Genomic DNA, 17196 nt, shown 5'->3' with positions numbered 1-17196 from the left:
GCTCGACCGGATCAACAAAGCATTAAGTCTTTTGTCAGCATCAATGTGATAGTGAATTTACTAACGTATTGAATTACAATCGGCTTATCAAAAAGCATTTCGCCACAAACAGCGCTAATGCTGACACATCATTTATTGAGTCCATGTAAGATCTATGCCTACATCAGCTGCTAACACTTTGGTCGTGCTCGACTTTGAAACCACGGGGCTGTCGCCCAATCAAGGGGATCGCGCGATTGAAATCGGGGCTGTGCTGATTGAAGACGGCGTGATCACCCAAAGATTTTCTGAATTAATGAACCCAGGATTTAGAATAAGTCGCTTTATTGAGGACTACACAGGGATCAGCAATCAAATGCTCAGAGACGCGGCGCCCTGCAATGAAGTGATGGCGCGTTTTGCGGACTTTATCGCCGATCACAATTTAGTTGCCCACAATGCGGCGTTCGATCAGCGCTTTTTAGATGCGGAGTTTGCCCAAATTCGCCATCGTTATCTTGGGCAATTTGGCTGTTCCTTGCTGGTGGCGAGACGTTTGTATCAAGCGGCACCCAATCATCAGTTAGGGACTTTAGTGCGCTATAAACAGTTGCCAACCGATGGCACCTTTCACCGTGCCTTAGCCGATGCCGAAATGACCGGCCATTTGTGGCTAGCTATGCTGGCAGACCTTCAACAAGAGTTTGGACTCTGCTCACCAACCTTTGAATTACTGCAAAAATTAGCGAAGAAAACCAAAGCAGATGTGCCAAAATTTTTGCGTCAATACGCAGGCAAGTGATCAAAAAACAACGCCGCTAAATGATAGTAAAAAGCCGATATATCCTAGGATTATCGGCTTTGTTCCATCAGCTTAGTTTCAACAGGTAAAATTAACGATTCAATCGGTTGCCGACAAAAACATTATGCTAGCGGTAACGGCTTAAGCGGCGCGCTATCAATGCCGCAGGAGCTGCGAACCACTAAGGTTGTCGGAATAAGCTGCGCACTCACCTCTTGTCCGCGGATAAGTTTGAGTACACTGTCGACTAAGATCTCACCGGCTAATTGGGTATTCTGCTTAATGGTCGTTAATGGCGGATTGGCAAAACTCGCCACCGGAATATCGTCATATCCCACAACTGCCACTTGCTCAGGGACTGAAATGCCCTTTTCTTTCAACGCCCGAATCGCGCCGATGGCAATCAAATCGCTGGCCGCAAATATCGCATCAAACTTAGCGCCTTGGGCAATCAACACCATAGCGGCATCGTAGCCTGAACTTTCTGTGCTGATGGCCGACACTTGCTTAGTGCGATCCACGGGAATATTCGCCGTTTGTAGCGCCTTCACATGGCCTAAATATCTGTCCCTAAACTCAGGGCTGTGGCTCGAAGCATCGCCTAAAAAGGCAAAAGCGTTACGGCCAAGGGAAATCAAATGCTCTGTCGCAATCAAGCCGCCTTGATGATTATCACAGCCAATCGACAACACAGACTTATTATTATGCTCGGCGCCCCAAATCACAAAATGGGTATTCTGCGCTAACAGTCGCTCCAGCTTTTGCTCGTAATCCATATAGTCGCCATAACCGAGCAGAATAATGCCATCGGCTTTATTGCTGTCTTCATAATCGGCGTGCCAATCGCTGGATAATTGCTGAAAAGAAACAAGTAAATCATAACCCTGCTGCGCAGTTGCTCGGGTAATTGAACCTAGCATAGACAGAAAAAAGGGATTGATTAACGAGTCATCATTGGTGGGGTCTTCACACAATAACAGCGCTAAGGTATGGCTATTTTGGGTGCGAAGATTACTGGCGTTTTTATCAACCTTGTAATTCAGCTCTTTAGCAATGGCTTGAATACGTTGACGGGTCTCTAAATTGACTAACGGACTGTTTCTAAGGGCACGGGAAACCGTAGACTGGGATACGCCAGCACGATAAGCAATATCAATCGAGGTCGCTTTCGATGCCATAGAGAGGAGGTGACCTTAGTGATTATTTTGCGTCGATACTAAAACAGTTCCGCTAACTTGTATAGACGAATGCATTAACATCCGTCTTACACTTAGATTTTCTGCTTAAATGCCAAGCTGATCGAGCAAATCATCGGCGTCAGTATCAATGGCGCGAGTCGCAATGGCGGGTTTGTCGGCCATCTTCACCCAAGGCGAAACATTCGAGGTTGAGTCCTTATTACCGCCTATCGTACTGTGCTGCTCTAACAGGCTGTCGGGGTCGAATTCTTCATCGTAAACAAATTCATTTAAACGAATGAACTCAGTTTTATCCATGGCAAATTCGAGGTAGAAAATATGATTGTTTTCAGTTCTAAACGACACTCTACGGGCGACCGCATCATCTAAGTTAGCATCGATTGAAATAGTTAACTCTTTATTAATCGTCAACATTTTTGGCTGACTTTGGCTGATTGACGTTTGCAATTCTTTTGAAATTTTATTAATAAAATCCCCTAAGATTTGGTTCATCAACTCACCCATCACGTTACTCACTTCATCTGACGTATGCGAAAACGCCAACTCAGATTCAGGCATGCCCATGTTCAGCATGTAGCGACGGTAGATTTCAATCGCCGCCGAAGATGAAAAGTTAATGACGACTAGGCCCGAAAAACCACCATCAAAAATCGAGAAACAACCAAGATCGGGTTTTAGACGCGTGCGCGCGATACTTTGTACCATACCTGCGTGGGTAACATTACTGGCACTGGTGCTAGAGAGTACGTGGGCGACTGAGTGACATAACTTCAGTAAAATATCATCCGACGTTACGATAGTATTTGTGGTCATAATCGATTCTCAAACTGAATAATGCATTAATCTTGCGCGTAAAAGCGTAAAAAATCAAAATTAAAACAATCGATTAGCCTAATTTAGCAAGGCCGTAAAGTTAACATAACGCTAACTTATTGATATTTAATAGGTCAGATAAAACCTGCAACGTGCAACGACTTAAAAAACTGCATAACTTAATAAGAACATGCCCCATAATGCAACAGATTAAAATTCCCTATCATCATTTCCTGCTTTAGATCAAAGAAACTTATATTTTATAACGGCTTTTACTGAATTTATGTCACAGATGATTCAATTGAGATTGATTCGCAGGTATATTAAGCAACAATTATTAGCCTTTGAGAAACCCCAATGATCACGTTTTTGCGCCGATTTACTATCTTGCAACGCTTAATGATGATGCTTCTTATGGCCGCGATAGGGACTGTGTGTTTTGCCAGTTTTTCGATTAAGGAGCAGTACAGCAATTTAATTGAGCAGAAATGGCTACAGATAGACGGTCAACTCGCAAGCATGTTAAGCGTGATAGATGTACATCGTCAGGATGCGCTCAAAGGTAAATACAGCGAAGAAGACGCCAAGAAAGCTGCCGCTGAGTTAATCAATCAGACTCGCTATTCTGGCTCAGGCTATTTCATTGTTATTGATGATAATAATCAAATCCTCGCCCACGGTGACAATGCAAGTCTTGTTGGCACCTCAGCATTAACGTTTAAATTACCCAATGGCACTAATCCATTGGCCACTATGCTGCCATTAGCGCGGGCGAAATCGAAAACCACCCTCGAATACCCCATAGCCGATCCTATGACTCGCGCTATCGAAGATAAGCTCGCCGAAGCCCGTTACTACCCGCAATGGGGCTGGACAGTGATAACAGGCGCCTATCTCAGTGATGTGAAAGCGAGTTTAAAGTCAGTTATTATCGATTACCTGATTATCATGTTTTTAATTTCAGTGCCGATTTTTGCTTTCTTCCTTGTGCTTAATCATTCCATTACCTCGCCATTGAATGATGCCATTGATGCCCTTGAAGATATTGCCCAAGGCGAAGGCGACTTAAGCCAGCGCATTAATGCCCAAGGTAAAGATGAAATTGCCCACCTTGCCCGCGCCTTTAACATGTTTGCGCAAAAAATTGGCGACATGGTCGGCCATTTACAGCCTTTAGGCCAAGCATTAGACACAGACGCCAAACAGCTCTTAATTGCAGTTGAAGAGTCTAATCAAAGTGCTGAGCATATCCACAGAGAAACGGGTAGCGTTGCCACCGCAGTCAATCAAATGCTCTCGACCACCCACGAAATGGCGAGCAACACCCAGCAAGCGGCCGATGCGGCGAACAGCGTAAAAGAACAAGCACAGCAAAGCCAAGTGGTGATCGACAACACGGTCAGCAATACTGAAAAGCTGGTGGCTGAATTAAAAGCCTCTGAGGTCATCACCCAAAAGCTGGGCGTCGCCTCACAGCAAATCGGTAGCATTCTCGATGTGATCCGCAGCATTGCTGAGCAGACAAACTTGCTCGCCCTTAATGCCGCCATTGAAGCTGCGCGAGCGGGGACCCATGGCCGCGGTTTTGCTGTAGTTGCCGATGAAGTCCGCGCCCTCGCCACTCGCACCCAAGACTCGACCAATGAGATCCAAAAAATCATTAGCGAGATCCAATCTGGTGTCGGCTCAGTAATGAAGAGCAACAATCAAACTCAGCTGCAATCCGATGAGCTGCAAGCCCAAGCCCACGAAGCGGGTAAAGCCATGGCGGCGATTCTGCAATTGATTGCCCATATCAGTGATATGAACACGCAATTAGCCAGTGCCACCGAAGAGCAATCACTGGTGACGGAAGAGATTAATCGAAATATTTGTAATATTTCGGAATTAACTGAAGTCTCAGTCAAAGCCAACGAGAGCAATAGCCATGCGGCTCAGTCACTGCAAGACATTAGCCAAGACATGTCCCGCACCTTGGGTCAGTTTAAAATCTAACTAACAGTATATGAGCTGTATAACTTGTCGACAGGGGCGCCATAGAGCGCCCTTTTCGTTGCACACGTTTTCCAGTAACCCTGGTTAACCGCTAGCTCACCAACAATGAATTTCAACGAAAAAGTCCCATTAACCACAAATTCTCTGTCACGCTAACGTTTGATATGCGGTATGCTTTAGCCTTAAAAATCCAACCGAGAAACTACCATGCGAATGACCTTAGCCGTTCACCCTGAACAGTACACAATTCATAGCTTTAGCCCGAATGCCGTATTGCCCAGTGAGGTTTTTGCACAGGACATGTATTTCATTGGTAAAACCCAAGAAGGTTTATCTTTAGTCATTTCCAGTGAGATGGAACTCGACAGCCTAGAGCAAGAACCGGGCTGGTGTTGTTTTGAAGTGCTCGGGCCACTCGGATTCTCGATGACAGGCATTTTATCTAAAGTGTCTGGCACCTTAGCGGACGAACAAATCAGTATTTTTGCGATTTCCACCTTTGATACCGACTACATACTCGTGAAAAATAATCGCCTCAAAAGTGCCATCGCCGCCTTGAAAAAACAGGGCTACCACATCATAGAATCGAAAGACGAAGTGTAATACCCCTTTAAATATGAGCTCATCCACTATGTACGAAAAATCTGTCACCATTACCGCCAAACATGGGATTCACACCCGCCCTGCAGCTTTACTGGTTAAAGAAGCCAAAACCTTTGACTGCGATGTCATGGTCGAATGTAATGGTAAGCAAGCCAGCGCTAAGAGTCTGTTTAAGCTACAAACTTTAGGGCTATATTCTGGCGTCACGGTAAGAGTGTTTGCCGAAGGTGAACAGGCACAAGCCGCGGTTGAGAAAGTCTCCGAGCTGCTGATCACGCTAAGCTAGGCCTTTATCCTATTTACTAGTGCACTGATTAGCACACTAATCTCTAAGTACTTACATGTAGATCTTACCGACGAGGGATAAGTTGAAAGGGATTCTGTTCGTGCCAATAGTTTACATGCCAACGCTTTACAAACTCAACGCCACTCAACTAGACTCGCTAGCGCTAACGGGCACTCAGTTCAGTGGTTAATTTAGGAAGGGATATGTCAATAACGGGGATTATAGTGTCATCGGGAATTGCCTTTGGTCAGGCACTTCACCTTATTCACACCGAACACCACCTCGATTATCGCCCTATTCCCCTGTCGAAAATTCCCCAACAACAGGGCAAGTTTACCAAAGCCTTGCAAGAGCTACAGGCACAACTGGCCCACAGCCAAGCCGCACTCGATAGCGATTCAGAAAATTATCAGCTGATCGAAGCCGATTTATTGTTATTGGAAGACGATGAATTAATCGAGCAAGTGAACGATGCGATTCGTACCTTACAACTGTCGGCAAGTGTGGCGGTTGAACGCATATTTGCCCATCAAGCCAACGAGTTACAATCCCTAGATGATCCCTATTTAGCTAATCGAGCCCAAGATGTACGCTGTTTAGGCCAACGCGTTGTCGCCGCGATCAATGGCCATTTAAACCAAGGGCTCGAAAAACTCGACAGACCCACCATCTTGTTGGCACAAGATTTAACCCCCGCCGAATTTGCCTTGCTGCCAAGGGAAAACCTCTGCGGTATTGTGCTCAAAACTGGCGGTTTAACCAGTCATACGGCGATTTTAGCCCGAGCTGCCGGCATTCCAGCCATCTTAAGTTGTCAGTTTGATGCCGATTCGATCCCCAACGGCACGCCCTTAGTACTCGATGCGCTCAATGGTGAGCTTTGCGTTAATCCCAATCCTGATCAACAGGCAAGACTTACCGTCACCTTTCACCACGAACAGGCAAGACGGGCGGCGCTGCAAACCTATAAGGATGGACCCGCGCAAACCCAAGATGGCCATATTGTGGGGCTTATGGCTAACGTCGGCAATCTCAACGACATCACCCATGTCAGCGATGTTGGCGCCGATGGTATAGGTTTGTTTCGCACCGAATTTATGCTGATGAACGTCAGCACCCTGCCCGATGAGAAAGCCCAATACAGCTTATATTGCGATGCATTGCACGCTCTGGGCGGTAAGACCTTTACCATCCGCACCTTAGATATCGGTGCCGACAAAGAACTGCCTTGCCTGTGCCAAGAAATAGAAGATAATCCCGCCTTAGGGCTGCGCGGCATTCGCTACACCTTGGCACACCCCGACTTATTTAAAACCCAATTGAGGGCTATTTTGCGCGCCGCAAACCACGGTCCGATCCGCTTGATGTTCCCTATGGTTAATCAAGTCGAAGAATTGGATGAAGTGTTTGCACTGATTGCCCAGTGCCAAGATGCCCTGGAAGAAGAAGAGAAAGGTTACGGTGAACTCAGCTACGGTATCGTTGTCGAAACCCCCGCAGCGGTATTTAACCTCAATGCTATGCTGCCACGACTCGACTTTGTCAGCATTGGCACCAATGATTTAACCCAATATGCAATGGCAGCCGATAGGACCAACCCGCAGCTTACCCGCGACTATCCGAGCCTTTCGCCTGCCATTTTAGCGTTAATTAACATGACAATAGTCCAAGCAAAAGCGGCCAATGTGAAAGTGTCGCTGTGCGGCGAACTGGCCAGTTCACCACAAATTGCACCGCTGTTAATCGGCATGGGGCTGGACGAACTCAGTGTTAACTTAAGCTCACTGTTAGAAGTCAAAGCTGCCATTTGCCAAGGCAACATCCAACAATTTTCGGCGCTGGCGCACACTGCATTACAACAAGATAGAATTGCAGGTCTACAGCAGTGTATAACAAGCTATAAATAGAGACATTTATTCGTTATGCTGCATTACAGAACAAAAACAATGACAAAAACAAGCAAAAGAGGCTCTAGATTATGGGATTTTTAAGCCGAATTAGGCGCTTGGTATCGGGTCAGACTCAGTTAGCTGGCGGTATCATGGTATATGCCCCCGTTTCCGGCGATATCGTCGCTATTGAAAAAGTCCCCGATGTGGTTTTTGCAGAGAAGATTGTCGGTGATGGCATTGCCATCGCCCCCAAAGGCGAATTAATTCTTGCGCCTATCGACGGCACCATCGGAAAAATTTTTGAGACAAATCATGCCTTCAGCATTGAGTCTCCCCAAGGTTTAGAATTATTTGTGCACTTTGGCGTCGGCACAGTCGAGCTGAGGGGCAAAGGTTTTAAACGTTTAGCCCAAGAAGGCCAAGAAGTGAAAGTCGGCGATCCGATTTTGTCCTTCGATATTGATTATCTTAAAGACCAAGTCGACAGCCTACTCACCCCTGTCGTGCTGGCAAACATGGAAGACGTCAAATACCTAGACAAGGCCCAAGGCAGTGTCACCGCAGGTAAAGACGTGATCTTTACGGTACAGCTCTAATTTAACATGCATCGTTTATCGGTTGTGTTTTGAATAATAAAAGGCTGGCTCACAATCATGAGCCAGCCTTTTACGTTTTTGGAAACCGAGCCTAACAAGGTATTTGAATTCGCCAAGCTGTAGCAGTCTCGATACACAGCACTTAGAATAATCCATTTCGGTCGTTTTCACGCTCAGCCATCACGTTAGCTGCAACGAGCTGATACATAGCTCTAGTACACTAATCCGCTTTAAACATGGCAAAATCGGGTCGCGGTAGTCTATCTAAAATACTGTACAGATAAATCACCAATACCGAGAGTGCGGCGCCAGTCAAAAACAGCCACTGACCGCCAAAATGATCCAATATAATACCGCCGCCAAGGGGCGCGAGCGCAAAGCCTAAGTCATAGAATGAGGCGGCGCCAAAGTAAGCACCACGAAGATGGTCAGGAGCTAGGCGGTCGATATGCACATTCATAGTGGGAAACAAAATCGTCTCGGCGACACTCATCACCACAATTGCGCCTATCCAGCCCCAAAAAAGATCCAGCGGATTAAATGCCAGCCAGATCTGTGAGCAGATCAGTAACAGCAATCCGATTTGAATCCGTTTGACAAGCGGAAAACGGGCCATGAGTTTCAATAGCAAAAATTGGGTTGAGATAATCACCATAGCATTAGTGAAAATCATGCCAGAAATTAACGTCAGTAAATCAGGCGCGCCAGCACGAGTGAGATATTGGATCAACGAACTGTCCATTTGGGCATAAATGAACATACATAAAATATTGGCGAAAATTAAACATTGCAGCAGTTTATCTTGCAATAGAATGGCGACAATTTGCTTACGGCTCACGACAGCCGCTTTTTTCGTGCTCGTCTCAGTATCACTCAATAAGCCATTCACGCCACGATTAACACCGTCACTTGTTATGCCATTTACACAGCCATTTACACAGTCACATGCACACTCACTTGCACCATCACTTTCAGTGCCACTCGTAGCGTCACTTAAATTGTCATTCGATGAGGCGCCAGCCGCCAAAGCCGCATCCTGACGGTTTTGATGGTTAAATCCCCAGTACAACATAATTAACAGCACGGCAAAGGCCACTGCAGTAAGGTAAAAACTGGACTGCTTGCCCGTAAGACCAAGCCATACCCCAAGCATAGGGCCAACGGCGCAGCCCACGTTGACGATGAAATACAGCGACTGCATCGCTAATTCGCGCGTCTTAGGATCGGCAATGATGTCACCAATAGCCGCCGATGTCAGTGGTCGCCATAATGAAGTCGCCATAGAGCAAAGGGTCATCACAACCACATACCCTTCGACAGAATTGGCTTCAGCCAATAACGAAAACGAGATGATATAAAGGATGCCCGTCAGGTACATCAGCTTATGACGACCTATTCTGTCGGACAATGAGCTACCAACAAAGCTGGTAAATACCGAAATAATCGCGGCGCTGGACAAGACCATGCCGACCTCAGTGGCACTTAGCGCGAATTTCTCATATAAAATAACGGCCAAAAATGGCCATACCATGTAATAACTGCCACGGGTGATAAAAGACCCAAACAAAAATATCCACATCAAGCGCGGAAATTGCTTAAATCGCTGCCAAGAAACATCGCTGTGCATTTTAATCCTTTAAAAGTCGCGCTAGAGTCAACGCCAGATATCAAACTGATTTTAATAAGAAAATAATATATAACAGACAGCTTAAGTTAAACAAGTGTAAAGGAAGATACGGAGTAACCAAGGGATAACTCATCCAGTAATACAGCAACGGCATGAGTAATAATTCGACAAAATTTACAACCTAAAATGGGACCATAAACACTTGTTGATCACAAAAACTTAAAAATAAATATGACGACTTGTTTTAGAATGAAATGATGACTATACCTCTAAGAAAGCTTTTTGATATTCAAGAGGAAAAACAATGAAATTTAGTCATAAGATTGTAGCTGCATCCTCTATATTACTTTTAGTCACAGTAACGCTGTTAACATCCAAACAATACTCTTCAATTCAAAATGAAATGAAGTCACAGGTTGAAGCCAGTGTTACCGAAATTGTCGATGGGGTTAGAAATACTGTTTCGTCGGAAATTGAATCCCGTAAACAAATGGCCGCTTACACGACAAGTCTATTGGAGCAAGATCTCAGCCCCACACATATTACTTCTGTTATTACTCGTCCAGTTGTTAAAAACACCTTCATACTTGTCGGATTCGGCTATGAAAAAGATGGTAGCAACATAAATAACAATCCTAGTTGGGACCCTGGCGCCGGATGGAACCCACGAATTCGTCCTTGGTACATAGATGCAAAAAAATCCGATAAGCTGATTATCACTGCGCCCTATGCTGACTCAGCATCTGGTGAAATTCTCGTCTCAATTGCAACACCGGTAAAAGATAATGGCGAGTTCATTGGGGCTATTTTCTACGATGTCAGCCTCGTAGGTCTAGCCAAACTCGTCAATGAGGTTAAGCTCTTTAATGCAGGGTATGTCTTTATTATTTCAGGAGATGGCACGACAATCGCGCACCCAGAGTCAAAACGAAATGGCACGCCAATGAGCGACTATTTACCACATGTTGAAGTGACGGAGAAGCCACAAAAAGTCAGCATAGATGGTAAAAATTATACCTTAGATTTCTCTCGAGTTTCAGGAGAGGACTGGTATGTCGGCGTTATCTTAGATGAAGATATAGCCTATGCTGCAGTCACAAACCTACGCAATAGTTCTATTATCTATTCCGTTATTGCCTTAATCATCAGTATCACAGTACTACTATTTTTGATTATCCGTTTAATGCGCCCATTACAAACCTTAAATGATGCTATTCAAGATGTTGCCTCCGGCGAGGGTGATTTGACTCAACGCTTAAATACTAAAACAGACACTGAGTTTTCAGCATTGGCAATAGGATTCAACACCTTCACTGCAAATCTACAGCAACTGATCATTCAATCTAAGTCAATTGGGCAACTCATACATAAAAGCTCAGAAATGACATCGTTAGAATTACAGCAATCTACTAATGCCATGAACTCGCAACTCCATGAACTAGAACAACTTGCAACTGCGATGCACGAAATGGCCACCACGTCTTCAGACGTAGCCCGTAATGCTCAAGGGGCGTCATCCGCCGCAAAAGAGGCTGATGAAGCGACAAATGTGGGTTCCAAAGTCGTCAGTGATACCACAAATGCTATTAACGCTCTGTCATCAAAAATCGATATGGCTGTTGCTGAAGTAAACACCTTAGGGTCAGCAACAGACAACATTGCCACTATATTGAAAGTCATTAATGACATTGCAGATCAAACAAATTTATTAGCCTTAAACGCAGCCATTGAGGCAGCAAGAGCTGGTGATTCTGGTCGTGGTTTTGCTGTGGTCGCAGATGAAGTCAGAACCCTCGCCCAAAGGACTCAACAATCTACAACTCAAATCCGTAACATGATAGAGCAACTCCAAACAGGAGCAAGGGCTGTTGCAGAGGTCATGAGTCAAAGTAAAGACAATGCAAAAGATGCGGTTACACTCGCCCAAGGTGCTAATACCGCATTAGACAAAATTCGTGAAGCAATATTGCAGATCAGCGATATGAATCTACAGATCGCCTCTGCAGCCGAAGAACAAAGTTTAGTTGCCGAAGAAATTAATAATAATACAATTAGAATTAAAGACTTATCCGTCCAAGTATCAGACACAGTTATTCATGCCAATACGGCTATGCATACGCAAACTCAGTACATCAAAGAGCAAGATACCATCCTTAATAAATTCATTGTTTAGGTATAGTAAGTCATGGATTCATCCATGACTTACGGTGGAAATCTTAATAAAGGTACTCATCATGAGCAGAATCGCATTGTTCGTACTAGGCACTATTCTTCAAATACCGCTACAGGCTAATGCCCAAGAAACGGAAGAGTCAGATCGACTGCAGCAGCTAGAGCAAAGAGTGAAGGAATTGGAGCAACAAGCGAAAGCTGCACAAACCAGTCCATCAATGCAATCCTCCTTACGCAATAGCCACTTTTCTCTCTACGGCTCGCTGCGTCCAACCTTAGAATACCAAGACAAAGCAGACGATGTATGGGATATAGGTGATGCCCTCTCTCGTTTAGGGGTCAAAGCTGATACCGAGTTTGCCCCAAATTGGCATGCTATTGCCCAAGGAGAATGGAAGATTCGCCTCGATGATAATGGTCGATTCGGTGAGGCGCGCCTCGCATTCGCCGGAATAGGCTCTCCCTTTGGTCAGATAACCTTTGGACGTCAACGGCCAGTGCAATACACTTTAGTCGCTGAGTACATTGATATTTTTAACAATGCAAACAGCCCGTTTGGTTACAACCAAGAGAGTCCATTCTTTGTTAATAATGCTTTGATATACGAACTGAAACTCAAACCCGTTACTGTAATGGCTTCTGCAATTTTTGATGGCAACTCTGGTGGCAGCGGCGCTGATACTATTAATGTCGGAGCCGGTTTTGACAAGAATGGATTACACTTAGGCGCCGCATATTTACAACAAGATGTCTATGCCAACGCGAATAGAACTGGAAAAGAACAACTGACAGGCGCGGTTATCTCATATGAGTTTAGCTCTGGTATATATGCTGCTGTTGGCTATCAAGCTAAAGATTACGAGTTTGAAACTGCAGTCAACCGCACTGGTAGTACTTTTGACAGTGCACTGGCTATCCCTTTTGCTAACGCCTATAAGCTAAAATTAGGGTATTTTTGGTTTAAAGATGGGATAGAAGATACTAGCAGTCAGGATTATGATGGCTATAACCTCACCTTAGAATGGCAAATTGCGGCAAATGTCCGTACACATTTAGAATACTTACAACAAAATAATGATCAACGCGAAGATGACACTATTATCGCCTTAGGCATTCGCTATGATTTTGATTTAAATTGGGAGTTCTAATTCAGATTCGTTTTATTCAAATTGGCAAAATATAGGGTTAGAGATGCAACAAATCTATGGCTTAAACCTAATGTCAGGAATAATCCCCTGCAGTAAAAGTAGCAGATCCAAAATTTGCGCTAGCTCAACTTCCTAACATCTAATCAGCGAGATAGCGGTAGTTTGTTACCGCCTCTCGTAACGTTTAAAAAATTCACTGCAGCTCTAATTATCGCCCTTAAGTGCAATCTTAACTGCAATATGAAGCGCAACAATTAGAGGCTTAAATAGTAAATTTCATTATTTCAACTTAAGCAAAAGTGTCGACTGGCTCCCCTTTGCCCGCCTCTTTCGCGCGCTCTTGGGATGACTCATTAACTTCCTCTACTTTCTGAGGCGAGATATTGGCTTGTTTCTGTTGAGCTTGTATCGATGATGACTGCATGCTCGCAGATGATTGACCCACATTGGCGATATTCATGATGATTTCCCTCAACTAATGACAACGATTACACGCTTAGACATTAGAGCGGAAAACTTAAGTGACGCTTAAGCCTTTAGCCTATTTTTAATACAAACGAACAGACTTTCCCCCATGCTCAGATAACGCTTACAGCCCGCAACAACAGGCATATAAAGGCGGATGCACTGACATTTTTATGCTCACGCTATCTCAGCGACACATCCCACTTGTGACATGCGCCGCACAATGCCACAATGCCAGCAAAATCAATGCTTGCCAGCCAAGCGTCCATCCACACTGGAGCATCATTTTGACCCTCTACGGTATTAAGAATTGCGATACAGTGCGTAAAGCACGCAAATGGATTGAAAATCATCAACTTCCAGTTCACTTCCATGATTTTAGAGATGACGGCCTACGTCAAGAAGACCTCGAATTCTGGTGTAACACCTCAGGCTGGGAAACCGTATTCAATAAGCGCAGCACGAGCTTTCGTGCACTCAGTGACGCAGACAAAACCGATATCGATCAAGCCAAAGCCATTCAACTTATGCTGGCGCAACCGACACTGATCAAACGCCCCGTCTTGGTCGTCGGTGAACTGGTGCTGATTGGCTTTGATGAAGCCGCCTATAAAAGAGTATTTTCACTATGATGCCAGCCGATGATTATCCCGTAACGGAACTAACAAAAGCGCTGATCGCCCGCCCTTCAGTGACGCCACTTGATGAAGGCTGTCAAACCTTAATGGCTGAAAGACTCAGCGCCATCGGCTTTAATATCGAACCTATGGTTTTTGAAGACACCACCAATATGTGGGCTCGCCGTGGTAATGAAGGTCCGGTCTTTTGTTTTGCCGGCCACACAGATGTTGTCCCAACGGGTGATGTGAGCCACTGGCACACGCCGCCTTTTGTGCCCACTATTATCGATGGCTACTTATATGGCCGCGGCGCGGCGGACATGAAAGGTTCATTGGCGGCTATGGTGATTGCCACCGAACGTTTTGTGGCTAAACATCCCGATCATCATGGCTCAATCGCCTTTTTAATCACCAGCGATGAAGAAGGCCCCTTCATCAACGGCACGACGCGAGTCATTGATACCTTAGAAGCGCGCAACGAGAAGATCACCTGGGCGTTAGTCGGCGAACCCTCATCAACCCTAAAGCTGGGCGATGTGGTCAAAAATGGTCGCCGCGGCAGTTTAACCGGCAACTTAACCGTGAAAGGCATTCAAGGCCACGTGGCCTATCCACATCTTGCCGATAATCCAATCCACAAAGCCGCGCCTTTCTTAGCCGAGCTGAGTCAGATGCACTGGGATAATGGCAATGAGTTCTTTCCGCCCACCAGCTTCCAAATCGCCAATATTAATGGCGGCACCGGCGCATCGAATGTGATCCCCGGCGCACTGGACGTGATGTTTAACTTCCGTTACTCCACTGAAGTGACAGCCGATATCTTGATTGAGCGGGTTGAAGCCTTATTGAAAGCCCACGAGCTAGATTACGATATCAGCTGGATTTTCAATGGCCTGCCATTTCTAACCGGCGATGGCCCACTGCTTGACGCGACCCGTATTGCTATTCGCCAAGTCACAGGCTATGAGACAGATCCTCAAACCACAGGCGGCACATCGGACGGACGCTTTATCGCGCCAACGGGTGCTAAAGTGTTAGAGCTTGGCCCAGTGAACGCCACCATTCATAAAGTGAATGAATGCGTTAAAGTGGACGACCTTGAGCAGCTAGCCCTGTGTTATGAAGTGATTTTGGAACAACTATTGTGCTAACACACCTCGAGATCCGCCCCGAAACCGCAAGACTTTACGGCTTAAACTCCCCTGAATTGGTGGAATATTTAAGTCCGTATCACCTTGGATATCATAGCTTTTGGATCGAAGCGAACACCGCCATCGCCTTTAATGCGATGGCGGAAAAAGCCAAAGATGCGGGCATAGCACTCGCCATCTGCTCTGCCCACCGCCCTTTTGAGCGACAACTGGCGATTTGGAATGCCAAGGCCAGCGGTAAACGCGCGGTATTGGATGCCAACGAGCAGGCGGTAAGTATTAAGGGATTGAGTGACGATGCCATCGTCGACTTGATTTTGCTCTGGTCGGCGCTGCCCGGTGCTTCACGTCACCACTGGGGCACAGATCTCGATGTGTTCGATGCGAATCAAATTGATGTCAAAGCCCTGCGTCTTGTTGAAGCTGAATATGTCCAAGCTGGCCCCTGCGCCAAACTGCATGCTTGGCTGGTGGAAAATGCCCATGATTTTGGCTTTTACTTCCCGTTTCAACAGGGACAAAGCGCGGTCAGTCCTGAGCCTTGGCACATCAGCTATTTCCCTGTATCACAATTATTATTGCCGCAATTCGATCGTGCCGAACTGGCAATTCTTTTAAAAAACAGTGATATGTTGCTAAAAAATGCGGTACTCGCACGATTAAATCCGCTAGTGGATGAATACGTGCTGCGTATCGCTCAGCCTTAGCTGTGGAATAATAGCCGCAGATTTTTGTAAAGGTTAAGCCCAGCGCTCTATCGCCAAAATGGGCGCCAAAATACGGCTTAACATAATGATATATTTAATTAAGTAGGTTTTATGGATTTTTCTGCACACCGTCAGCAGCTCATTATTGCCGATCGTAAATTAAGTTACCTTGATGTCGGTACAGGGCCTGTATTGTTGTTTGGTCACAGTTATTTGTGGGATAGCGCCATGTGGGCGCCTCAAATTGCCGCATTAAGCGCCCATTACCGCTGTATCGTGCCAGAACTGTGGGGGCATGGTCAGTCAGATTTACTGCCCGATAATGGTAAAACCCTGCTCGATCTTGCCGATCACATGTTGGCCTTAATGGATGGTCTCGACATCACGCAGTTTAGTGTTATTGGACTTTCAGTAGGTGCAATGTGGGGGGCCGAACTGGTACTCAAGGCGCCAGCAAGGGTTAAAACCCTCGTTATGCTCAACAGTTTTATCGGTTTTGAACCCGAAGTGACCCGCGCTAAATATGATGGCATGCTGGATATGATTACCGCCGCTAAGGCGATTCCTGCGCCGCTTATCAGTGCGATTTCACCTTTGTTCTTCGCAAACAATGCCGCGCATAACACACCTGAACTGGTCACTGGCTTCGAACACTCCCTTGCCACAATCTCAGCAGAAAAAATCCCAACGATAGTGAAACTTGGACGAATGATTTTTGGTCGTCGCGATACCATGGAATGTGCGGAGCAATTTACACTCCCCTGCCTCATCATGGCGGGCGTTGAGGATAAAGCGCGCAGTGTGCTCGAAAGCTACCTAATGAGTGATGCCATCGATGGCAGTCAACTGGTGCATATTCCTGCGGCGGGACATATCTCGCCCCTTGAACAAGCCGAATTTATCAATCAACACTTAGCCGATTTTCTCGCTAAACATCACTAATCTGTCACTAAATACCGTCGCTAAATAAAATCTTCAAGGTGTGGGCATTCGCATCTTGAAGATGGCTATTCGGCTTAACCCATACCCTCAATACCAAATCCACGTTCCCCCCCTGTTTAACCCATGAATATATTAGGCTTTACTTGATTTAGCACCGCAGGTTAGCTCGCCTAGTTTTCCAAGACTCCACCGTTAAATC

Annotated in this window: 16 protein-coding genes; 12 read left to right on the top strand and 4 right to left on the bottom strand. The window is 45.7% G+C overall.

Translation table 11 applies throughout. The annotated features are described in order from the left end of the window. Positions 1-154: 154 nt before the first annotated feature. A complete protein-coding gene (locus FW758_RS04205) occupies positions 155-781 on the top strand; it encodes a 3'-5' exonuclease (protein WP_259544184.1) in 627 nt (208 codons plus the stop codon). Between the two features lie 122 nt (positions 782-903). Here the strand turns inward: FW758_RS04205 and FW758_RS04200 are convergent, their stop codons facing one another. Both FW758_RS04200 and FW758_RS04195 read right to left on the bottom strand, forming a co-directional pair. After that, positions 904-1959 (bottom strand): LacI family DNA-binding transcriptional regulator, encoded by a 1056-nt coding sequence (locus FW758_RS04200; protein ID WP_006081815.1) that lies wholly within the window; start codon positions 1957-1959, stop codon positions 904-906. Positions 1960-2064: 105 nt separating this feature from the next. Further along, positions 2065-2793 carry a DUF3334 family protein gene (locus tag FW758_RS04195; RefSeq protein WP_446444716.1) on the bottom strand — a complete coding sequence of 243 codons (729 nt, stop codon included), beginning with the start codon at positions 2791-2793 and terminating at the stop codon, positions 2065-2067. Between the two features lie 357 nt (positions 2794-3150). Between FW758_RS04195 and FW758_RS04190 the strand changes: the two genes are divergently transcribed. The 5 genes from FW758_RS04190 (at position 3151) to crr (ending at position 8165) form a co-directional block, all read left to right on the top strand. Further along, a complete protein-coding gene (locus FW758_RS04190) occupies positions 3151-4788 on the top strand; it encodes a methyl-accepting chemotaxis protein (RefSeq protein ID WP_006081817.1) in 1638 nt (545 codons plus the stop codon). Positions 4789-4995: 207 nt separating this feature from the next. After that, complete coding sequence (locus FW758_RS04185) at positions 4996-5391, top strand: ACT domain-containing protein (protein ID WP_011846923.1); 396 nt, start codon at positions 4996-4998, stop codon at positions 5389-5391. Between the two features lie 28 nt (positions 5392-5419). Beyond that, positions 5420-5677 (top strand): HPr family phosphocarrier protein, encoded by a 258-nt coding sequence (locus tag FW758_RS04180; RefSeq protein WP_006081819.1) that lies wholly within the window; start codon positions 5420-5422, stop codon positions 5675-5677. Positions 5678-5880: 203 nt separating this feature from the next. Continuing rightward, a complete protein-coding gene (gene ptsP, locus FW758_RS04175; RefSeq protein WP_259563444.1) occupies positions 5881-7584 on the top strand; it encodes a phosphoenolpyruvate--protein phosphotransferase in 1704 nt (567 codons plus the stop codon). Between the two features lie 71 nt (positions 7585-7655). After that, entirely contained in the window at positions 7656-8165 is a 510-nt protein-coding gene (gene crr / locus FW758_RS04170; RefSeq protein ID WP_006081821.1) for a PTS glucose transporter subunit IIA, read from the top strand. Between the two features lie 220 nt (positions 8166-8385). Here crr and FW758_RS04165 read toward each other — a convergent pair whose 3' ends face one another. Further along, complete coding sequence (locus FW758_RS04165; protein WP_446444715.1) at positions 8386-9792, bottom strand: MFS transporter; 1407 nt, start codon at positions 9790-9792, stop codon at positions 8386-8388. A 304-nt stretch (positions 9793-10096) separates the two neighbouring features. Between FW758_RS04165 and FW758_RS04160 the strand changes: the two genes are divergently transcribed. Further along, positions 10097-11965 (top strand): methyl-accepting chemotaxis protein, encoded by a 1869-nt coding sequence (locus FW758_RS04160; RefSeq protein WP_446444714.1) that lies wholly within the window; start codon positions 10097-10099, stop codon positions 11963-11965. A gap of 61 nt (positions 11966-12026) precedes the next feature. Next, a complete protein-coding gene (locus tag FW758_RS04155; protein WP_107947730.1) occupies positions 12027-13112 on the top strand; it encodes a porin in 1086 nt (361 codons plus the stop codon). A 289-nt stretch (positions 13113-13401) separates the two neighbouring features. Here FW758_RS04155 and FW758_RS04150 read toward each other — a convergent pair whose 3' ends face one another. Further along, a complete protein-coding gene (locus FW758_RS04150; RefSeq protein WP_446444713.1) occupies positions 13402-13572 on the bottom strand; it encodes a hypothetical protein in 171 nt (56 codons plus the stop codon). A 292-nt stretch (positions 13573-13864) separates the two neighbouring features. On the opposite strand from FW758_RS04150, the gene FW758_RS04145 reads away from it, so the two are divergent. The 4 genes from FW758_RS04145 (at position 13865) to FW758_RS04130 (ending at position 16997) form a co-directional block, all read left to right on the top strand. Then, positions 13865-14209 carry an ArsC family reductase gene (locus FW758_RS04145; protein ID WP_446444758.1) on the top strand — a complete coding sequence of 115 codons (345 nt, stop codon included), beginning with the start codon at positions 13865-13867 and terminating at the stop codon, positions 14207-14209. Further along, positions 14209-15348 carry a succinyl-diaminopimelate desuccinylase gene (gene dapE / locus FW758_RS04140; protein WP_446444757.1) on the top strand — a complete coding sequence of 380 codons (1140 nt, stop codon included), beginning with the start codon at positions 14209-14211 and terminating at the stop codon, positions 15346-15348. Before FW758_RS04145 ends, dapE begins: the two co-directional genes overlap by 1 nt. After that, positions 15342-16055 (top strand): M15 family metallopeptidase, encoded by a 714-nt coding sequence (locus FW758_RS04135; protein WP_446444712.1) that lies wholly within the window; start codon positions 15342-15344, stop codon positions 16053-16055. Before dapE ends, FW758_RS04135 begins: the two co-directional genes overlap by 7 nt. Positions 16056-16166: 111 nt before the next feature. After that, positions 16167-16997, top strand: coding sequence for an alpha/beta fold hydrolase (locus FW758_RS04130; protein WP_446444711.1), 831 nt, complete (start codon positions 16167-16169; stop codon positions 16995-16997). The last annotated feature ends 199 nt before the right edge of the window (positions 16998-17196 follow it).

It is taken from the genome of Shewanella sp. 1180_01 (genome assembly GCF_052850535.1).
This window is presented reverse-complemented; position numbering and strand designations above follow the sequence as displayed.

Coding starts and splice junctions, on each gene's coding strand:
- FW758_RS04130 (WP_446444711.1), top strand. CDS start 16,167: ATGGATTTTTCTGCACACCGTCAGCAGCTCATTATTGCCGATCGTAAA.
- FW758_RS04195 (WP_446444716.1), bottom strand. CDS start 2,793: ATGACCACAAATACTATCGTAACGTCGGATGATATTTTACTGAAGTTA.
- crr (WP_006081821.1), top strand. CDS start 7,656: ATGGGATTTTTAAGCCGAATTAGGCGCTTGGTATCGGGTCAGACTCAG.
- FW758_RS04190 (WP_006081817.1), top strand. CDS start 3,151: ATGATCACGTTTTTGCGCCGATTTACTATCTTGCAACGCTTAATGATG.
- FW758_RS04155 (WP_107947730.1), top strand. CDS start 12,027: ATGAGCAGAATCGCATTGTTCGTACTAGGCACTATTCTTCAAATACCG.
- FW758_RS04180 (WP_006081819.1), top strand. CDS start 5,420: ATGTACGAAAAATCTGTCACCATTACCGCCAAACATGGGATTCACACC.
- FW758_RS04185 (WP_011846923.1), top strand. CDS start 4,996: ATGCGAATGACCTTAGCCGTTCACCCTGAACAGTACACAATTCATAGC.
- FW758_RS04165 (WP_446444715.1), bottom strand. CDS start 9,792: ATGCACAGCGATGTTTCTTGGCAGCGATTTAAGCAATTTCCGCGCTTG.
- FW758_RS04160 (WP_446444714.1), top strand. CDS start 10,097: ATGAAATTTAGTCATAAGATTGTAGCTGCATCCTCTATATTACTTTTA.
- FW758_RS04150 (WP_446444713.1), bottom strand. CDS start 13,572: ATGAATATCGCCAATGTGGGTCAATCATCTGCGAGCATGCAGTCATCA.
- dapE (WP_446444757.1), top strand. CDS start 14,209: ATGCCAGCCGATGATTATCCCGTAACGGAACTAACAAAAGCGCTGATC.
- ptsP (WP_259563444.1), top strand. CDS start 5,881: ATGTCAATAACGGGGATTATAGTGTCATCGGGAATTGCCTTTGGTCAG.
- FW758_RS04200 (WP_006081815.1), bottom strand. CDS start 1,959: ATGGCATCGAAAGCGACCTCGATTGATATTGCTTATCGTGCTGGCGTA.
- FW758_RS04205 (WP_259544184.1), top strand. CDS start 155: ATGCCTACATCAGCTGCTAACACTTTGGTCGTGCTCGACTTTGAAACC.